The 18,135-nt window shown below is 57.8% G+C and carries 18 protein-coding genes and 1 pseudogene; 10 read left to right on the forward strand and 9 right to left on the reverse strand.

The features are described 5' to 3' along the window. The first annotated feature begins 97 nt into the window (after positions 1-97). Together IB238_RS23560 and IB238_RS23565 are read left to right on the forward strand one after the other, a co-directional pair. Positions 98-967: a Ku protein gene (locus IB238_RS23560; protein WP_192253071.1), complete on the forward strand. Its 870-nt coding sequence runs from the start codon at positions 98-100 to the stop codon at positions 965-967. Positions 968-972: 5 nt separating this feature from the next. Continuing rightward, entirely contained in the window at positions 973-1,785 is an 813-nt protein-coding gene (locus IB238_RS23565; RefSeq protein ID WP_192253074.1) for a Ku protein, read from the forward strand. 194 nt (positions 1,786-1,979) lie between these two features. Here IB238_RS23565 and IB238_RS23570 read toward each other — a convergent pair whose 3' ends face one another. Then, positions 1,980-4,088: a catalase gene (locus tag IB238_RS23570; protein WP_192253076.1), complete on the reverse strand. Its 2,109-nt coding sequence runs from the start codon at positions 4,086-4,088 to the stop codon at positions 1,980-1,982. A 274-nt stretch (positions 4,089-4,362) separates the two neighbouring features. Here IB238_RS23570 and IB238_RS23575 point away from each other — a divergent pair, with 274 nt between their 5' ends. Next, entirely contained in the window at positions 4,363-4,728 is a 366-nt protein-coding gene (locus IB238_RS23575) for a hypothetical protein (RefSeq protein ID WP_192253079.1), read from the forward strand. A gap of 361 nt (positions 4,729-5,089) precedes the next feature. Here the strand turns inward: IB238_RS23575 and IB238_RS23580 are convergent, their stop codons facing one another. Next, positions 5,090-6,391: an Nramp family divalent metal transporter gene (locus IB238_RS23580; protein WP_192253082.1), complete on the reverse strand. Its 1,302-nt coding sequence runs from the start codon at positions 6,389-6,391 to the stop codon at positions 5,090-5,092. Between the two features lie 84 nt (positions 6,392-6,475). Here IB238_RS23580 and IB238_RS23585 point away from each other — a divergent pair, with 84 nt between their 5' ends. Then, the gene (locus IB238_RS23585; protein WP_246723810.1) at positions 6,476-7,474 is read left to right on the forward strand and encodes an NAD(P)/FAD-dependent oxidoreductase; all 999 of its coding nucleotides are present in this window, start codon (positions 6,476-6,478) and stop codon (positions 7,472-7,474) included. An 11-nt stretch (positions 7,475-7,485) separates the two neighbouring features. Here IB238_RS23585 and IB238_RS23590 read toward each other — a convergent pair whose 3' ends face one another. Beyond that, positions 7,486-7,932 carry a hypothetical protein gene (locus IB238_RS23590; protein ID WP_192253085.1) on the reverse strand — a complete coding sequence of 149 codons (447 nt, stop codon included), beginning with the start codon at positions 7,930-7,932 and terminating at the stop codon, positions 7,486-7,488. A 69-nt stretch (positions 7,933-8,001) separates the two neighbouring features. Next, positions 8,002-8,409 carry a GFA family protein gene (locus IB238_RS23595; protein ID WP_192253088.1) on the reverse strand — a complete coding sequence of 136 codons (408 nt, stop codon included), beginning with the start codon at positions 8,407-8,409 and terminating at the stop codon, positions 8,002-8,004. Between the two features lie 208 nt (positions 8,410-8,617). On the opposite strand from IB238_RS23595, the gene IB238_RS23600 reads away from it, so the two are divergent. After that, positions 8,618-9,205 carry an isochorismatase family cysteine hydrolase gene (locus tag IB238_RS23600; protein ID WP_192253433.1) on the forward strand — a complete coding sequence of 196 codons (588 nt, stop codon included), beginning with the start codon at positions 8,618-8,620 and terminating at the stop codon, positions 9,203-9,205. Between the two features lie 273 nt (positions 9,206-9,478). Here IB238_RS23600 and dinB read toward each other — a convergent pair. The 5 genes and pseudogenes from dinB to IB238_RS23625 all read right to left on the reverse strand — a co-directional run bounded on the left by dinB (position 9,479) and on the right by IB238_RS23625 (position 13,489). After that, positions 9,479-10,517 (reverse strand): annotated as a pseudogene (gene dinB / locus IB238_RS23605) (DNA polymerase IV). Between the two features lie 64 nt (positions 10,518-10,581). Continuing rightward, positions 10,582-12,651, reverse strand: a complete 2,070-nt coding sequence (locus IB238_RS23610; protein ID WP_192253091.1) for an ATP-dependent helicase — start codon at positions 12,649-12,651, stop codon at positions 10,582-10,584. A 129-nt stretch (positions 12,652-12,780) separates the two neighbouring features. Then, a complete protein-coding gene (locus tag IB238_RS23615; protein WP_192253094.1) occupies positions 12,781-13,131 on the reverse strand; it encodes a hypothetical protein in 351 nt (116 codons plus the stop codon). Positions 13,132-13,133: 2 nt separating this feature from the next. Further along, entirely contained in the window at positions 13,134-13,319 is a 186-nt protein-coding gene (locus IB238_RS23620; protein WP_192253097.1) for a hypothetical protein, read from the reverse strand. Next, on the reverse strand, positions 13,316-13,489 hold the full coding sequence (locus IB238_RS23625) for a hypothetical protein (RefSeq protein WP_192253099.1): 174 nt from the start codon (positions 13,487-13,489) through the stop codon (positions 13,316-13,318). The genes IB238_RS23620 and IB238_RS23625 overlap by 4 nt, the downstream gene beginning before the upstream one ends. Positions 13,490-14,206: 717 nt before the next feature. Here IB238_RS23625 and IB238_RS23630 point away from each other — a divergent pair. From IB238_RS23630 to IB238_RS23650, 5 genes are all read left to right on the forward strand, one after another. Then, positions 14,207-14,962: an amino acid ABC transporter ATP-binding protein gene (locus tag IB238_RS23630; protein ID WP_210333710.1), complete on the forward strand. Its 756-nt coding sequence runs from the start codon at positions 14,207-14,209 to the stop codon at positions 14,960-14,962. Continuing rightward, the gene (locus tag IB238_RS23635; RefSeq protein ID WP_192253102.1) at positions 14,962-15,603 is read left to right on the forward strand and encodes an amino acid ABC transporter permease; all 642 of its coding nucleotides are present in this window, start codon (positions 14,962-14,964) and stop codon (positions 15,601-15,603) included. Before IB238_RS23630 ends, IB238_RS23635 begins: the two co-directional genes overlap by 1 nt. After that, complete coding sequence (locus tag IB238_RS23640) at positions 15,600-16,250, forward strand: amino acid ABC transporter permease (RefSeq protein ID WP_192253105.1); 651 nt, start codon at positions 15,600-15,602, stop codon at positions 16,248-16,250. The genes IB238_RS23635 and IB238_RS23640 overlap by 4 nt, the downstream gene beginning before the upstream one ends. 31 nt (positions 16,251-16,281) lie before the next feature. Next, complete coding sequence (locus IB238_RS23645; protein WP_192253108.1) at positions 16,282-17,124, forward strand: transporter substrate-binding domain-containing protein; 843 nt, start codon at positions 16,282-16,284, stop codon at positions 17,122-17,124. Between the two features lie 278 nt (positions 17,125-17,402). After that, a complete protein-coding gene (locus IB238_RS23650) occupies positions 17,403-18,134 on the forward strand; it encodes an aspartate/glutamate racemase family protein (RefSeq protein ID WP_192253111.1) in 732 nt (243 codons plus the stop codon). Position 18,135 lies beyond the last annotated feature (1 nt).

Genomic DNA, 18,135 nt, shown 5'->3' on the forward strand with positions numbered 1-18,135 from the left:
ACGCCTATAGACGACCCGTATTTAGCCACAATTTGATTCGCGAATCGCAGAAACCAAATTGCTTTTGCACCGTTTCTGGACGGTGGAGGTATCGAGTATGGTGGCGCGGGCATTGTGGAAGGGTTTTTTGACGTTCGGCGAGATCACGTGCCCCGTCATCTTGTACACCGCCGTGTCTTCCTCGGAGCGGGTGAGGTTCAACATCATCAACCGCAAGACCGGCAACAAGGTTCGTCGAGAATATGTCGACAGCGGAAGCGGTGAACCGGTCGAACGTGACGACCAAGTGAAGGGGTATGAGGTCGAGAAGGACCAGCACATCATCATCGAACCGGATGAGATCGCTGCGATCGTTCCTGAGAGCGACAAGACAATGCGGGTCTCGGACTATATCCCAAGTTCTGAAATCGACACGGTCTTCCTCGACAAGCCGTACTATCTGATACCCGACAAGGTCGGTGAAGAGGCCTTCGTGCTACTGCGTGACGCTCTGGTGCGTTCTAACGTTGCGGCGATTGCCCATGCGGTGCTTTTCCGTCGATTGCGGACGCTCTTGATCCGCCCGCACGGTAATGGCCTGATCGCCTCAACCATGAACTTCGACTATGAGGTCAGGTCCGCTGAAGAGGCGTTCGAGGCGGCACCCAAGGTTCACATCGAAGGGGAAATGCTCGATCTCGCGAAACACATCATTGCGACCAAGAAGGGTAGCTTCGATCCCAAGGAATTCGACGATCGGTACGACACGGCCCTGATGGAACTGGTGCAGGCCAAGGCCGAAGGCAAAACGATCAAACCGGTGAAAGAGCCGAAGGTCGACAGCACGAGCAGTCTACTGGAGGCTTTGCGTGAGAGTGCAGGCGTTGCGGGAAAAACGCGAGCCAGAACCGCCGCCAAGTCGAGAGCGGCAGGATCTGCCAAGGCTGGAAAGAAGTCAGCTTCCGGCGAACGTAGAAAGGCTGGGTGAGCACCATGGCAGTCCGTCCCTACTGGAAAGGCTATCTGAAGCTGTCCCTCGTCACGTGTCCCGTTGCCATGTCGCCGGCGACGAGCGAGTCCGAAAAGGTCCGGTTTCATACGATCAACAGAGCCACCCATAACCGCGTCGTGTCCCACTACGTGGACAGCGTCACGGGCAAGGAAGTCGCCGACAAGGACGAGGTCAAAGGCTTTGAACGGGGAGGCGAGTATGTTCTCCTCGAAGAGGACGAACTTCAGGCGGTCAACCTGGAGAGCGTGCGAACGATCGAAATCAACAGCTTCGTTCCGCGCGAGTCGATCGACTGGATCTGGCTCGACAAGGCGCACTACCTGGTCCCCAATGACAAGGTCGGTGAAGATGCGTTCGCGGTCATCCGGGACGCTATGGCTGCTGAGGATGTCGTCGGGATATCTCGACTGGTGATCGGACGCAGGGAGCATGCGATCATGCTCGAACCCCGAGGCAACGGCATCGTCGTATGGACACTGCACTACGGCGATGAGGTCCGCGACGAGGATGAGTATTTCGACCGCATCAGTGCCGATACGGACCCCAAACTCCTCGAGATCGCCCAGGAGGTGATCCAGGGGCAGACGAAGCACTGGTCCCCATCCTTCGTGAAAGACCCGATGCAGGAGAGCCTGCTTAAGATCATAGCGGCCAAAAAAAAGGGCTTGAAAAAGTTCGCCAAACCCGTTGAAGTTCCGGCGGCCGCCAAGAGCAATGTGGTCGACTTGATGGCAGCGCTGAAAAAAAGCCTGGAAGGCAGCTCGAAGAAGTCATCATCTAAGGCGAAACGTTAGGTTTTAAGGCGAAACGTTAGGTTTGCAAACCAGCAGGCAAGTAGCCTGGAGACGGGGAGAGTTACGCAACCGGGTTTGTCGTGCAAAGGCTCCAGGACTTCACCGTCTGCCAGTTTGCGCGCAAGACGATCGCGCCTTCGGTGCCGCTTCCCAGCGCGAATTTTGAGGCTCCGACGCCGCTCTTCGCTCGATTATTACAGCTTCGTCGCTGGCTCCCTGGCCCAGATCCGAAGCTTACCAAGTTCGCCTACAAAAATTCCAACGGTTTCATTGCCGTCAAGCTCGACCACTCCTTCGTCCAGCTCGTCGACGCCTGCTTTCTCGAACAGTGGCTCAGCTACGGTGACATATCCGATATATTTGCAGTGGGTGAAAGCGTCGGCAATGAAGTCTCGCACCGCGGCTTCCTTCAACAAATCAGTGGCGAAATCTGCACCAGGCAATACAGCGACCGCATCGTAGAGAACTGACGGCCCCCCATCGATCATCTGCTGGGCTGCCAGTAGCGACCCGTCGGAGAGTATGACGCCGCCGACCTTTGGAGCGATGTATTCGACAACACCCTTCTCGCCTTGGATCGCTGTGGCCAGGGTCCGGACCAAGGTCGCATCGCTTCCATCGGTCACCAGCACCCCTAACTTTCTACCTTCGAAACGCTTCGGCCCGTTTTCGATGATGCTGAGCGCCGGCGACGGCTCAAGATCCTGCCTCGGCTGGATGGCCGCATCCGCAGGTTGAGGCATTTCACTGATACCCAAGGCGGTCGCTACCTTACCCGCAAGTGTTTCGTCGATGTTCAGCAGATGTGACACCATTCGTTCGCGGATTGCCAGCGTCTCGACCTTGCTGAGTTCGAAGGTCAGAGCCATGGCGATGTGGCGCTGCTCGGGAACGGTCTGGCTGAGGAAGAACTGTCGTGCCTGGCTGTAGTGATCGGCAAAGCTCTCAGGGCGTAGGCGCACCTTTTGTCCGACTTCCTCGGACGGAAAATGACGGTATCCCGACACCGGAGACTCGCGTGGTCCTTCGCCCCAGGAGTTCGGCTGATAATTGACCCGACCGACCGGATTTCTCATGGCCATGTGCCCATCTTGTTGAAAGTGCTGGAAGGGGCACTTCGGTGCGTTGATGGGCAGGTGAGTGAAATTAGTACTTCCCAAGCGCTTCAATTGCGTGTCGAGGTAAGAGAAATTTCGTCCCTGGAGGAGCGGATCGTTGCTGAAGCCGATACCGGGAGGGACGTTCTGAGTCATGAATGCCACCTGTTCCGTTTCGGCGAAGAAGTTTTCTGGCATGCGGTCCAGAACAAGCCGCCCGAGGGGCTGAACGGGGAGGACCTCTTCGGGAATGATTTTGGTCGGATCGAGTATGTCGAAATCGAAGCTGTCAGCGAACTCCTCGTCAAACAACTGCACGCAAAGTTCCCACTCCGGGAAATTGCCCGACTGGATCGCCTGCCACAGATCGCGTCGATGGAAGTCCGGATCCGCGCCGTTGATTTTGACTGCCTCGTTCCACAGGACGGATTGAAGCCCCAGCTTTGGCTTCCAATGAAACTTTACGAAGGTCGATTCTTCTTTTGCGTTGATGAAGCGGAACGTATGAACGCCGAAGCCTTCCATGAAACGGAACGAACGCGGAATCGCCCGATCCGACATCACCCACATTATCATGTGCATGCTTTCGGGCGTCAGGCTGATGAAGTCCCAGAAGTTGGCGTGGGCCGACTGCGCTTGTGGAAACGCCCGGTCCGGCTCCGGCTTTACCGCGTGGATAATGTCCGGAAACTTGATGGCGTCCTGGATGAAGAAGACTGGAATGTTGTTTCCGACGAGGTCCCAGTTCCCCTCCTTGGTGTAGAGCTTAACTGCGAAACCGCGGACATCTCGGGCAAGATCGAACGATCCTTTGCTTCCAGCAACGGTGGAAAATCGAACAAAGGCCGGAGTTTTCTCGCCAGCCCGCTGAAGAAAGTCTGCCTTCGTATAGTGTGCGAGCGATTCATACGTTTCGAAGAAGCCGTGTGCGCCATACCCGCGGGCATGCACCACTCGCTCCGGAATGCGCTCGTGGTCGAAATGAAAGAGCTTTTCGCGAAAATGGAAATCGTCAATCAGCGCGGGCCCCCGCGCACCGACGCGCAATGAATTCTGGTCGTCGTCAATCGGCGCACCCTGGGCCGTCGTAAGGACTTCATGTCCGTCCTCGGCCACTTGGTGAAGCTCGCCACCTTCACCGCGATGAAGCTTCTGGTCGTGGATTGTTGCGATATCGCTCGTGGGCAGGGAAGGTTTGCGCGCCATGTCCCATCTCCTTCTTTGGGGGATAAGGACTAAGTTCTGGCGCGCGAAGAAGTTCCACTTGGACCGCATTGTCCGGCGAGCACAGCTCCGCTTCCGCCAACATCATTTGTCGCTCAGTGAAGCGGCAAACGTGAACCGTTTCCGAAGAGTCGGAACCTCGGCGGATGAACCCCGTTCTGACGAAATGCGGAACTAGCGAAAAACGTCGTGCATGCGGCGTTGAACAGGGGTCCAAGCCCGACGGCGTCACTTCGGAGGTTCTAGGGAGGTGCGTATGGCGAAGAAAACGAACATACCGAAAAAGATCGCAGGGTTAAAAGTGCCCAAGAGCATCCGGAAGTCGCCGTTACTAACTGGTCTGATAAGAAGCAAAGTAGGCCGTGAACTGCTCGCCAAAGCGTTGACCGCGGGCGCGGCCGCTGCAGCTGCCGTTCTCATCGAAGAGCGAAAACCGGTGGCCGATGCCGCGAAGAAAGGCGCTTCAAAGGGCGGAAAGGCGGTTCGGCTTGCTGGCCATGCCTTGGAGAGCGGGGCGGGCGCAGCAGTGGAGGTTATACGCGATGCTGCGAGTTCCGCCCTTCCCAAACGGATTCGAAAGGCCGCTAAAAAGGACCCTCGGCGGCGCGCCGTCCTGCACTAGCGGCGCGGCGCGGGCCACAGAGCGTGGTAGAAAAGACATTGGTCAAACACTGCGGTCATTCGCTGGTTACCCGCGCGGGGATCAAAGGGGTGACACTGGCCTTACGCAAACTCGTTCGCGATCATCCCTTGCTGATGACAAAGCTCACCTCTGTCGCACTTTGGCACTCCCTGCAGGCGGGGGTGCGGGAATGGCGCGAAGGATCGGAGATTGGTAACTATCCAGGATGCTGGAGAGGCCGCCTGCGACTTCTCGTTCGATCGGAATGATCAGCGTTTGACGCTCGGTGTAACCATCCGTTTGGCAACGACCGGTAATCTTGTCTCGCGCGAAGATTTCGGCCTTCAAGATGGTTATCCGCTCAGAACACCACCATTCCCGCCACCGCAGCGGCCATCGCAGCCGTGGCGGCCCAACCTCCCAGTTTAAGTAATAGTGGTGCAGTGAATTCTCTCATCACGGATCGCTTCCCAACTACCGTCATCATCGCCACCATAACCGGCACGGCAACACACCCATTAATGACCGCGCTCCAGAAGAGCGCGGAAATTGGATCGATTTCAAAAAACTCTATACCCAATCCAAGTATGACAGCGGCTGAAATGACACCATAAAAGCCTTGCGCCTCCCACGGCTTGTTTTCCAAGCCACATTTCCAGCCCTGACTTTCACCGAAAGCATACGCGGCCGAACCCGCGAGAACTGGAATGGATAGCAATCCGGTCCCGACGATACCCAAACTGAACAATGCGAAGGCAAATTCCCCAGCGACAGGTTTGAGAGCCTCGGCGACGTCGGCAGCACTTCCCACCTCCGTTTTGCCGCTGGCATGCAGAGTGGCCGCGGTACTGATGATGATGGCGATGGCCACGAGGTTGGAGACCGCCATGCCAATGAATGTATCCCAGCGAATGCGCCTGATTTCCGGGCGCGCTTGTTCGGGGGCCTCCTTTAGTGGCTCTGCGTCGTCAGCGGCTTCAATCTCTTCCACTTCCTGACTCGACTGCCAGAAGAATAGATAGGGGCTGATCGTCGTGCCAAAGATTGCGACGATCATTGTAAAGCTGTCACCAGCCAGCGGAAACCTTGGCCAGACAAGACTCTTTAGCGCTGCCGGCCAGTCGATCTCGACGACGAACAGGACGGCGAAGTACGACAGAAGGACGAAGGTCAGCCATTTCAGATAGCGCGAGTATGTTTCGTACGAGAACGCCATCTGGAGGGCGAGTGACAGGACGGCGAACAACACTGTCGCTACCTTACTCGACATGCCTGTTACCATTTCTCCGGCCGCCCCCATGGCCGCTAGGTTCGCCCCGATGTTGATTGTGTTGGCAGCGAACAACAGCACGACAAGGCCAAGCACTGCGCTCTTTGGCCAGATGCGACCAATGTTGCTTGCCAGACCGCTTCCCGTGACGCGGCCGATACGGGCGCTGACCAATTGTACCGCAGACATCAACGGGTAGGTGAACAGCATGGTCCAAAGCATGTTGAAGCCGAACTGCGCGCCCGCCTGGGAATAGGTTGCGATTCCGCTGGGGTCGTCGTCGGCCGCACCAGTTATAAGGCCCGGTCCCAACTGACGAAAAACAGCCGCCCGTCTAAGGCGGCTGGTGCGGTCGGGCTTCGGTGTGGCCTTCGAGGCTGAAGTTTTGTCCATTAGCGTTTCCTCCGCGCCAGGAACGTGGAAGCTGGGTCAGTGTTCCGGAACCAACGGCCAGTGGGTTCGTTAGCTAGAGGGTTGATGGAGCGCGATTTGATGCAACCTGGCTCAGTCGAACATCGCAGCCGCAGTCGCGAGGAGGATAACCTCTCCATCCGTAACGAGATCGGGAACATGCATGATTGCATTGTAGTTGGCGGCGGACCCGCAGGACTAACTGCTTCCATCTATCTCAGCCGCTACCACTTGAAGGTCCTCGTGATCGATGACGGTAAGAGCCGCGCTGAAACTATTCCGTTATCGTTCAACCTCGCCGGGTACCCGAACGGTATACGGGGCCGCGAGCTTTTGCGAAGGATGAGGGCTCAAGCGCGTCGATTTGGAGTAAAATTCAGCTTTGGCACGGTTACGCAGTTGGCAAAATCAGGCGCTGCTTTTCTGGTCCGGAGTGACGGCTTTAGTGCGTCGAGCAGGTGCGTTCTGCTTGCGACGGGCGTCGTTAATCGACAACCGAAGATGCCGAAAACGCTACATCGGATCGCCCTCCAAAAAGGCCTAATTCGGTATTGCCCTATCTGCGATGGATATGAAGTTACGGACAAGCAGATCGCAGTCATCGGCACCGGCGACCGCGGAACTGACGAAGCCGTGTTTTTGAGGAGCTTCTCACGCTCGATTACTCTTGTCGCCGCAGGACCACAACATGAACTGTTAGATGCCGACCTCGACCGTCTCGACCAACACGGAATAAGTGTCATCGAGGGCCCCATTACGCTGTTCAGCCTGACAAATGGAGGACTGTCTTTATCGCTTCACGCTCAAAGCTTGTTCTTCGAAGCCGTCTACCCGGCCTTGGGATCGATCGTGAGGTCCGAACTGGCTGCTGGCTTAGAGGCGCGACTCAACGTCGATGGTTGCGTGGAAGTCGACAGCCACCAGCGAACCTCCGTCCAAGGTCTGTATGCAGCAGGTGACCTCGTTATCGGGCTTGACCAAATTTCTAATGCGTTGGGTCAAGGAGGCGTCGCCGCGACAGCCATCCGTAACGATTTGGCGCTTCAAGCGCCCCTCATGAGGTGACCGCGCCGGCTTCACTCTTGAACGGGCTTTATGGTGTCGACGGATATCTCTCCAGTCAGTACTCCTCTGGTGAGATCTGTTCGCCCGCGTTCCACTTCAATGACGGTGTAGAGTTTTTCCGATCGAAAGGCGCTCGCCGGAGACGTGGTCACGTCGTCTGCAGGAGCAGCATCGACCTCCATATAGTCTAGTTCCCGTCCTGAAGCCACGATTCTCGCGTCGCCCGCTGTTCGAGCCGCTACAATAACTTCCCCGTGTGACGGGCAGTTTTGCCAGCGCGGATCACCCCGCTCGGCGATGGGGACGAGGCGATAGACGTTCAACGGCTCGCCGAAGTCGGCAGAGGCAATGATTTTAGCATCGGCCATCTGCGCTTTGCTTTCCATTGACGTCCCAAACGTCGTGTCGCTCGTCCCGGTATTCTTCGGTTCGGGTCCACCTTTTGAAGTGTTCGACATTTCCGGTCCTTTCGTTTTTGCTAGTCCACGTCTGCAATTTCCCCGCTCGATCCGAGTTCTATCCGCCGCTCAGGAAGTGCTTTGCTTTGAGACGCGATTCCGCTTGAATTGCTCCGCTCCCTTGACCGGGGCAAGCCAGAGCTCGCGTCGCTTGATCCACAGTTCATATGTGGGGTGAAATGACGTGGGAGCGTTATCCAAAGTGCCCATTTTGATCTCCGCCTCACCGTCGCCACAGGAAAATAGCCGCGACCCGCAGTTAGGGCAGAAGCGCCTACCCTGATGAGTTTCGGTCCGCCCCGAGGAGGAGAATGAAGATGCCGGCCAGACACCAAAGAATGTGAAGGCCGAACCGCTTTCCTGACGGCAATCGGTACAATGACAGATGCCCACGCGATGGGGGGAGCCCCGAACCAAGTACTTGACCCGCCCGCATCTGCAGCCGCCCACGTGTATATTTTCGGTCTGCTCCGTCATAGTTCTCCCCGTCGAAAATACTTCGTGAGGCGACGGGTCCCTGTCGACGGACGCGCGAAACGGCTTTCGCATTTGGGGGCCGGCGACATGGAGAACACCTGAGGCACGCGCTTGTTCCGACGTCGCTCTCATTAGCGGAACTCTGTTGGTCAGCTGGCAGTTCTGCAGAGGTCTGGTTCTTTGACCTCGTTTTGGAAGGGTGTTGGAAATGCAACCGAAAAATTGGATTCACCTCTGCATAGACATGCAGCGCATGTTTGCCGAAGACACGCCATGGCAACTTGCCTGGATGCCCAAGGTGTTTGATGAAATCGTCGAGGTGGCTACCCGCTTTCCGGACCGCACCATATTCACCCGGTTCATCCCACCGTCATCTCCTGACGAACTGCCAGGGATGTGGCGCGCCTACTATGAAAAGTGGCCAATGATGACAACAACGCAAATGGATCCCGGCCTGGTCGATCTCGTGGCCGAACTTAAGCAGATGGTGCCGCCGGCGCGGATATTCGACAAAATGACGTACTCGCCGTGGACCGACGGCAGGCTACACAGCGCCTTATCCCATCAAGGAATCGAGGCGCTGGTGATCACCGGTGGGGAGACTGATGTTTGTGTGTTGGCTGCGGCCCTGGGCGCTATCGATCTCGGATACAAGGTAGTGCTGCTGAAAGACGCGGTGTGCAGCACGACCGACCAAACCCACGACGCTGCTGTAGAGCTTCTCGGAAAGCGGTTTTCAGTGCAAATGGAGGTGGCGCGAACCGAACAATGGCTTTCTTCCGTCTCCGCATTCTAAAGGCGGTTATCGTCGATGTAATGAGTTCCATGCCCAACACGCCGGGCCCGCGTTTTCCGCAGAGGCGAGTCCGCTAGATCGGAACAAGCTCTGCCAACACGGCGTTTCGCCGCCAATGCCACAACAGGAAACGTGGAGTTCGCGATGAAATACCTCAGAGATAATGGACTGACGATTGTTCTCTTGGCGCGTCGCTCATGCCTTGCCTTGCCGCGCGTTTGCTACCGAATGCCGCAAAAATCCTGGGTTGGTAATGTCGAACAGGTGCAGCCGTCATTTAGGTAGCGATAGAGCAAGCTGTCTTCCCGGCGTTTCTTTGGTGCCTAGAGAGGAAAGCCTCACCCCGAGCAGTCGAATGGCTTTGGGAAACGGATAGGCCGCTTCCAACAGTAACCTCGTGATGCCCAGCATTTCGTGCTAGTCAGAAAAGGATCTAGCAAGAGTTCGACTACGCGTGATCTGCTGGAAGTCCGCATACTTGACCTTCAGTGTGACAGTCTTCGCCGCAATCTGATGGCTTTCGCAATACTGCCAGACTTTGCGGGCGAGGGGCGCGAGTTCTGCTAGGGCCGCATCCAGCTCCGAGATGTCACTTGCAAATGTATCCTCGGCACCGACGGACTTCCGTTCGCGATCGGGTTCGAGCCGTCGCTATCCCGCGGGCAATTCCATAGAAGTACGGCCCCGACTTGCCAAAGTGCTCGCTCAGAAACTCAAGCGATTTCGCCTTGAGGTCTGCGCCGGTCTCTATTCCCAATCGCAGCATCTTCTCTGCGGTCGCCGGACCGACCCCGTGAAACTTTTTCACGGGCAGTGTCTCGACGAAGGCGGGTCCATTCTTCGGGGTAATCACCGCCTGGCCATTCGGCTTGTTCAGGTCACTCGCCATCTTGGCCAGGAACTTGTTGTAGGAGATCCCCGCCGACGCGTTCAGTCCTGTAACTTCCTTGATGCGGGCACGGATTTCCAGGGCAATGTCAGTTGCAATCGTCATGCCCTTCAGGTTCTCGGTCACGTCCAAATAGGCCTCGTCGAGCGACAGCGGTTCGATGAATGGCGTGTACTCGGCGAAGATCGCCCTGATCTGCTGGGAAACAACGCGATAGACGTCGAACCGAGGCTTGACGAAAACAAGATCTGGGCACTTGCGAGCGGCCGTGACCGACGGCATGGCCGAGCGGACGCCGAACGTGCGCGCCTCATAGCTTGCTGCCGCCACAACCCCGCGGGCCGCAGGGCTCCCGACTGCCACTGGTTTGCCACGCAGGCCCGGGTCGTCCCTCTGTTCGACGGACGCATAGAAGGCATCCATGTCCACGTGGATGATCTTCCGGATCAGAGGGGCTGGATCGTCGATCAAAGCTTATCCCTTCTGCTCACTTCCACATCGAACGCATCCTGGCGGCGACGTCGATCCGCACCTCACGCGCACTACGTTCATTGGCGCTTGCCGCTACCTTCGGCCAAGTCGTCGCCTCGAAGAACTGCAACAGCGTGGCAGGGATGAACCGGGTCCGGGACGCGTAAACGTGCCGATCACCCTGGCTGTTCTGGCCATGGGTGAAGAAACGTTGCGGAGTAATGAGCGCTAGGCTGTCTCGCGCCCGCGTCATACCAACATAGAGCAACCGGCGCTCTTCCTCCAGTTCCGCCGTTGTGCCGACGCCGAGATCGGAGGGAATGCACCCGTCGACGACGTTCAACATGAACACCGAGCGCCACTCCTGTCCCTTGGCGGAGTGAATGGTCGAGAGGATGAGATAGTCTTCGTCGAGCAGCGGAACGCCTGCCTGATCACTTGTCGCATCAGGCGGATCGAGGGTGAGTTCGGTCAGGAACCTTTCCCGGCTCGGATAGCCAGCTGCGATCTGCTCGAGTTGCAGGAGGTCTGCCTTGCGGGTGTCGGCGTCCTCGTGGATGCGATCCAGATGGGGTTCGTACCAGGCACGAGCCGTGGCGATCTCCGCAGGCCAGCCACCGCCCGCCTTCCTCAGACCGGAAACCAGGGTGACGAAGTTGGTCCAGTCCTCGCCCGTCTTTGGCGGAGGCGGAACTTCAGCGAGTGAGAGCAGGGGCTCTGGGTCGGCGGCGATGGCGTCGAGGATCTTTCCAGCCGTTTGTGGCCCGATGCCCGGTAGCATCTGGAGGAGGCGGAACCCCGCGACACGGTCCCGCGGGTTCTGGGCGAACCGCAGGACCGCCAACAGATCCTTTACATGCGCGCTGTCGAGGAACTTGAGCCCGCCAAATTTAACGAAGGGAATGTTGCGCCGCGTGAGTTCGACTTCGAGCGCGCCGCTGTGGTTCGACGAGCGGAACAGCACGGCCTGCTGCTTGAGGGTGATGCCGACCTCGCGGTTTGCCAGCACCTGCTCGACGATATAGTTTGCCTGGTCGGCTTCGTCCTTCACGGTGACAAGAAGCGGGCGCTGCTCTGACGGCCGATCCGTCCAGAGGTTCTTGGTGAAGCGCTCGCGGGCGAGGTCGATGACGCCATTTGCCGCGGCAAGAATCGGTTGTGTCGATCGATAGTTGCGGTCGAGCGTGATGACGTCCGCAGGCTTCGGAGAAAATTCCTGCGGGAAGTCGAGGATGTTGCGCACCGTTGCCGCTCGGAAGGAGTAAATCGACTGGGCATCGTCGCCGACCACCGTCAGGCCGCGCCCGCCAGGCTTCAACGCCAACAGGATCGAAGCCTGCAGGCGATTGGTGTCCTGGTACTCGTCGACGAGGACGTGGTCGAACCGATTGCCGATGTCCTCGGCGAGCTCCGGATCGGAGACCATCTGCGCCCAGTAGAGAAGCAGGTCATCATAGTCGAGGACGTTCTGCGCCTGCTTGGCCTCGACATACCCCGCAAACAACTGCTTGAGCTGTGCCTCCCATCCCGCCACCCATGGGTAGGTCGCCTTCAGGACATCGGCGACGGAGCTTTCGGAATTGACAACGCGAGAATAGATCGCAAGGCAGGTGCCTTTCGTTGGAAAGCGGCTCTCTGTCTTCGACAGGCCGAGCTCGTGCCGAACGAGATTCATCAGGTCAGCGCTATCTTCCCGGTCATGGATCGTGAAATCCACGTTGAGACCGATCTGCTCGGCATACATCCGAAGCAGGCGCGCCCCGATGCCGTGGAACGTGCCCGCCCAGGCCAGGGCATCGGTCATGATCGCCGCATTGTCTCCGAGCACCTGCCGACAAATGCGCTCGACGCGACGCGCCATTTCCGATGCCGCTCTGCGCGAGAAGGTCATCAGCAGGATGCGTCGCGGATCAGCCCGATTGACGATCAGATGCGCCACTCGATGCGCCAGTGTGTTGGTCTTGCCAGACCCGGCACCTGCGATGATCAGCAGAGGGCCGCCAAGCGCTCCATCCGGCAGTCCGACGCCATGTTCGACCGCCTCGCGCTGGCGGTCGTTCAGTTTCTGCAGATAGGTCGAGCTCATGTGTCCCCATTCGGATAAGAATAAATATCTGTACTCGACTGCCGCCTATCTGGGCTTGGCAAATGACCGAGAAATTGACAGCTTGTTGGACGGACGCCGACTATGAAACGCGTAACGCGCTCTCCCTGATCAGCCATCACCTCCACCCCGCACATCCTTCCAAACCGGCACCTTGATGCTCCGCACCTTCACCAGGTGCCGCACGGTCATCTTCATCCGCTCCGCCGCACTTGGATTTATGTACGTCAGGTTGATGCCGTCCCTTGACCCACAGCGGCTGCAGCGGAAGCGGCCATCGAGGTCCAGGATTGTAACCTCACCGAACAATTGCACGAGGTCACTGGGACGGTAGAAGTGCGACACACTGCACAGGGCGCATCTAACCTTCAGAAGCTGGCCGTTCTCGTCGGCTTTCGCCAATGTGTGCATCTTCGCCCGGACGGCCGGGTGAATGAAGCCGCGCTGGTAGCTCTCGGGCACGGTTAGGGCCGCCAGCCACGGGTGTAGCCTGTCCCCAAGATGATGACGGCAGTAGCCAGCCGCTCTTCCAGACTGTCGCGTTCGGCGAGCAATGTTCTGATGGCTTCCATTGCGTCGCCGTGGTGGAGCTTGAGTACTTCGGCTGCCTCATCTCGAGGTGGCTCCTCTTTCTTTGCTTCGGCAGTCATTGAAGTGGCAACTCCATCTGGGCCTTTTTGTTGGCCAGCACATAAAGTGGGCGAGGGGCGTCCAGCCGCTTCTGCATCTCTTGGCGGCGGGCAAGGATGCGCTCGCGGAGCGCTTTGGAGGCCGCGACTTCGGCGAGAGCTCGGGCGATTACGGTGTCTGTCTTATGCATGAGAGAGCCTCCATAAGTGTTCTCTTTTTGTTCCAATTTGCTGCGCGAGTCAAGGCTGGCTGGCTATGGCGAAAGCACTGTCGCAGGACATTGGCGCTGGCGGAATTCTGTCTGTGGTAGCACCCCATTCGGCGTCAACGACTGGGCGCATGGCCTTCTGCTATGGAGGCACCTTCTTCACACTGGACGGCGTAATGAAGGCCCATTGTATCGCGATTTGTCCGCCGAGTGACGCGTACCAAGATTCGATCGAGGATCCCGTCGCGACAGCGAGCGCCACCACCGAAGCCATCGGTCATGCTGTATCACCTTAGGCGAGAGCGCCGGGCAGTAGCGTCGGTCTTGATCATCGAGCCGACCAGTCCCTCCTATGAATTCATAGCCGAAATCTTTGGCGATTGGACTGTCGGCCGTATTAACTCGGCCTCACTGCCCGTTTGAGCAGGTGCGCAATACCCCCGGCAGGCTGAGAGTGTCCAGAGTCAAGAAATTCTTGCCGTTCTGCCAATTTTCTTGATTTGGCTCAGGGCCGGCTTCCTGCACAGTGACGGTGCAAAATCGGCGGTCATCGGCGTTTGTCACCACGGACCTTAGTGCGCGCTGGGGAGCAAATCTAGCGCCTTGCCTGTTTGTCTGGGAATTTGCCGCGGCCACGGACCGTCGGTGCTTGGGGGGCGCGTTACAATGGAAGAGGTGGGACAAGCATTGAGCGACAACATGCCGAAGCAGCCTTTGGTCCACGTTTCGGAGCTGAAGAAAAGCTTCGGTTCGCTGACTGTGCTTGACCGAATCGATTTCGACGTCGCGCAGGGTGAAGTGCTTGCCATTATTGGTCCAAGCGGGTCGGGCAAGAGCACGCTGTTGCGCTGCATAAACTTCCTGGAGACCCCTGATGAAGGGCGAATTCGCCTGGCGGGAGTTGAGATCGACGCTGGACGTCACCCGAGCCAAAAGCAGGTCCTGCAGCTTCGGCGTCTGGCTGGCATGGTCTTTCAGTCATTCAACCTGTTCCCTCATATGACGGTTCTCGAAAACGTTAGTCTGGCCCAAAAGCGTGTATTGACGCGTTCCCAGTCCGAGGCCGATGCCCGGTCGATGGAGCTTCTCGATCGGGTTGGTCTTGCTGCCAAGGCCAAGGAATATCCGTACCGCTGTTCCGGTGGGCAGCAGCAGCGCATTGCCATTGCGCGCGCGCTTGCGCTCAACCCGAAGGTCATGTTGTTCGACGAGCCGACATCGGCGCTCGACCCGGAGCTTGGGCTGGAAGTTCTGTCGGTCATGCGTGAGTTGGCGGAGGACGGCATGACCATGATCGTTGTGACGCATGAAATGCACTTCGCGGAAAGCGTCTCGGATCATGTGATGATTATGGCGGACGGCCACATCATCGAGTATGGGCCGAGCGCCGAAATCATGCGCAATCCCCAATCGGCCCGCGCCCAGCGTTTCCTGCATGCGGTGAGGGATCGTTGATGACCGAGATTGCCGCTCAGGTCATTGTTGGTCTCCCCTGGACCATCGCCGTTACCGCTTCGGCATTGCTGATCGGACTGGTTCTGGGCATGCCGGTGATGCTTGCACGCAGCAGCCGCTGGCTATGGTTGAGATTGCTTGCCGTCAGCCTCATCACGCTCGTGCGAAGCATTCCGCCCATCGTTTGGCTGTTCGTGATTTTCTTCGGCATTGGCAGCGGCTATTTCAAAATATCTCCCTTCGCTGCGGCTGTTGTCGGGATGGGCCTGATATCCTCCGCCTACATGGCTGAAATCTACCGCGGCGCCCTGCTGTCGATCCATTCGGGCCAGGTGGAAGGCGCTTCCGCGCTGGGATTGCATCCGGTCCGGATTTGGATCGACGTCATTGCGCCTCAGTTGCTCCGGGTGGCGCTGCCGGCAATGGCCACTTTCGCGATCGGACTTCTAAAAGACAGTGCGGTTTCCTCGACGATCGGTGTGCCCGAGCTCACCTTCCAGGCCAATGCGCAATCCATGGCGACTTACCGGGGCATGGAAGTCTTCAGTTTTGTTGCTGTCGTCTACATCGTGCTTAGCGTGCCGGTGGCATGGCTGTCGCGCATTCTGGATCGTCGCCTGCGCGCAAAGGTATCAAGATGAACGTCCTTTTCGAACAAGCAGGCAATTGGCTCCCGCACCTATGGAACGGGCTAAAACTCAGCCTCGGCGTTACGGCTGCGAGTTTGTTGATCGGGTTGCCATTTGGCTTTCTGCTGTCATTGGGCGTGATTGCGCGCAGCAAGGCGATCCGCCATGGCGCACTCGCAGTTGTTGAAATCGGGCGCGGAGCGCCGTCGCTGGTGCTGCTCCAGTTCGCCTATTTCGGCCTACCATCCACGGGCCTGGTGCTCTCGTCGTTCGCAGCAAGCGTTCTTGCCCTGAGTTGGTCGACTGCAGCCTATTCGAGCGAAATCATCCGGGCCGGGCTCCAGTCCGTGCCGGCGGGACAGAGCGAAGCGGCTTTGGCAATCGGGATGACGCGGCTCGATACGATGCGTTTCGTTGTCCTGCCTCAGGGCCTGCGTGTTGCGATCCCGGCTCTTCTCGGGTTTGCGATCCTGATTTTCCAGACAACGTCGCTGTGTTTTTCAATCGCGCTGCCGGAACTGACCAGCCGCGCCTACGAAATTGGGACGAATACGTTCCAATATCTGCCCGCACTTACGCTTGCAGGCCTTCTCTATCTCGCGGTCTGCGTGCCCGCGACCATTATCGTGAGCTGGGTCGAGGCACGGGCGGCTTCTTAATCTGCCATCACAAACGGAAAAGGGGAATTTTATGAACAATATCACCGGTCGCTCGGCGCTCTGCCTGCTCATTACTGCTTCGGGCGTGGTGTATGCAACCAGCTCAAGCGCGCAGGAATGCACGCCCAAGCATACCTTCAAGACGGTCGAGGAGGGATATCTTACCGTATCGGCACCGACTTTTCCTCCGTTCTCGATCCCGAAGGGTGAAAACGAGGTCAGCGGTATCGACGGTGATATCGTCACCGCGATCGCCGAAATGGAATGCTTGAAGATCAAGGTCACGAAGGTGGAATATGCCACGGCTGTCCCCTACGTTTCCTCCGGTCGCACGGACGTTGCCATCGGCAATTATTACCGCACCGAGGCGCGTGCCGCGGTCGTCGCGATCTCCAATCCGCTGTATCTCGATGAAATGGGAATCTTCTCCAAGGAGGGGATCAGCAAGATCGAAGACCTTAAAGGTCATTCCGTCGGCACGGTTCAGGGCTATCTCTGGGTGGACGAACTGAAAGCGATCCTTGGAGATGACCTGAAACTCTACAACAACTACGTCGCCCTCTATCAGGATCTTGATACCGGCCGCATCCAAGTCGCCATCGACGGTCTCGGTGTTGGTGCCGCGGCGCAGCAGAGCGGCAGTGCGCTAAAGGGCATTCAGCTCAAAGTGGCCGAGAAGGATGAGCGCGTTCAGGCTTCGGTGAATGCTGCACAAGCAGGGCTCCCGCTGTCGAAAGACAACGCTGATCTGCTCGCCGCAGTGAACGCTGACCTGGCAGAAATCCGCTCCTCCGGCAAGCTGGTCGAAACTCTCGAGAAGTTCGGACTGCAGAAGAGTGCCGCCGACGTCGGCGAGCCGCGCCTGATCAAGTAACTGCAAAGGGCGCTCGCTCTGCGTCGAATGGGCGAGCGCCTGACTAGGTTACACGGTTCGAACGATGCTCGCCAATGAGCAAGTCGTTCAACAAGCATTGCGCTTGCCGAGACGGTAGATGCCAACATCAACCCTGCCCCTTCTGTCAAACTCGGTAGAGCTGCGGCCGCCGTCGTGTGAAATGGCGGAATGTGTGCTCAAGGCCGGCGAAAGAAAACAGCGCGACCGGCGGGACCACCTTCGTCTCAGGTGGTCGCACGCATTCACAAGGCTGAACGATGATTTACACGACACGATCGAGAAGGCAGAACTGGACCGGTGAAACCGTTGGTATCATGGTGCTAGACTGCGAGTATCCCTATATCCCCGGCAATGTCGCCAATGCGACCACCTTTTCGTTTCCGGTTCGTTATGCCGTTGTTGAAGGGGCCGATAACCATCGTCTTATCTTCGACCGTGATCCGGCGCTTCTGGAGCCGTTTATCGCCGCAGCCAGGAAGCTCGAGGCGGAAGGCGTAAGGGCGATTACCGGCGCTTGCGGATTCATGTCGCTCTTTCAGAAAGAAATTGCAGCAGCAGTCAATATCCCGGTCTTCATGTCCAGCTTGCTGCAGGTACCGTTTATCCATAACATTACCGGCAAACGGGTCGGGATCATCTCGGCCGACAGCGCAAACCTGACCGAAGAACATCTCGTTAAAAGCGGTATCGCGCGCGAAACGCTGCTCGCTGTTGGCGGTATGGAGAAGTGCGAGGCCTTCAGGCAGGCAATCTTCTTTCCAGATGGAACGCTTGATGATGATGCCGTAAGAGAAGGCGTCGTCGGTGTCGCGACGGAGCTGCAGCGGCAGTACCCTGACCTTGGGGCCATTCTTCTGGAGTGTTCAGATCTTCCGCCTTACGCCCACGATGTTCAGCGGGCGACTGGTTTGCCGGTATTCGATTTCATCACGATGATCGATTATGTCCACGCGTCCCTCGTCCATAGTCGCTACGCGGGATGGGTCTGAA

Origin of the sequence: Rhizobium sp. ARZ01 (assembly GCF_014851675.1) — a bacterium.
GTDB lineage: Bacteria > Pseudomonadota > Alphaproteobacteria > Rhizobiales > Rhizobiaceae > Mycoplana.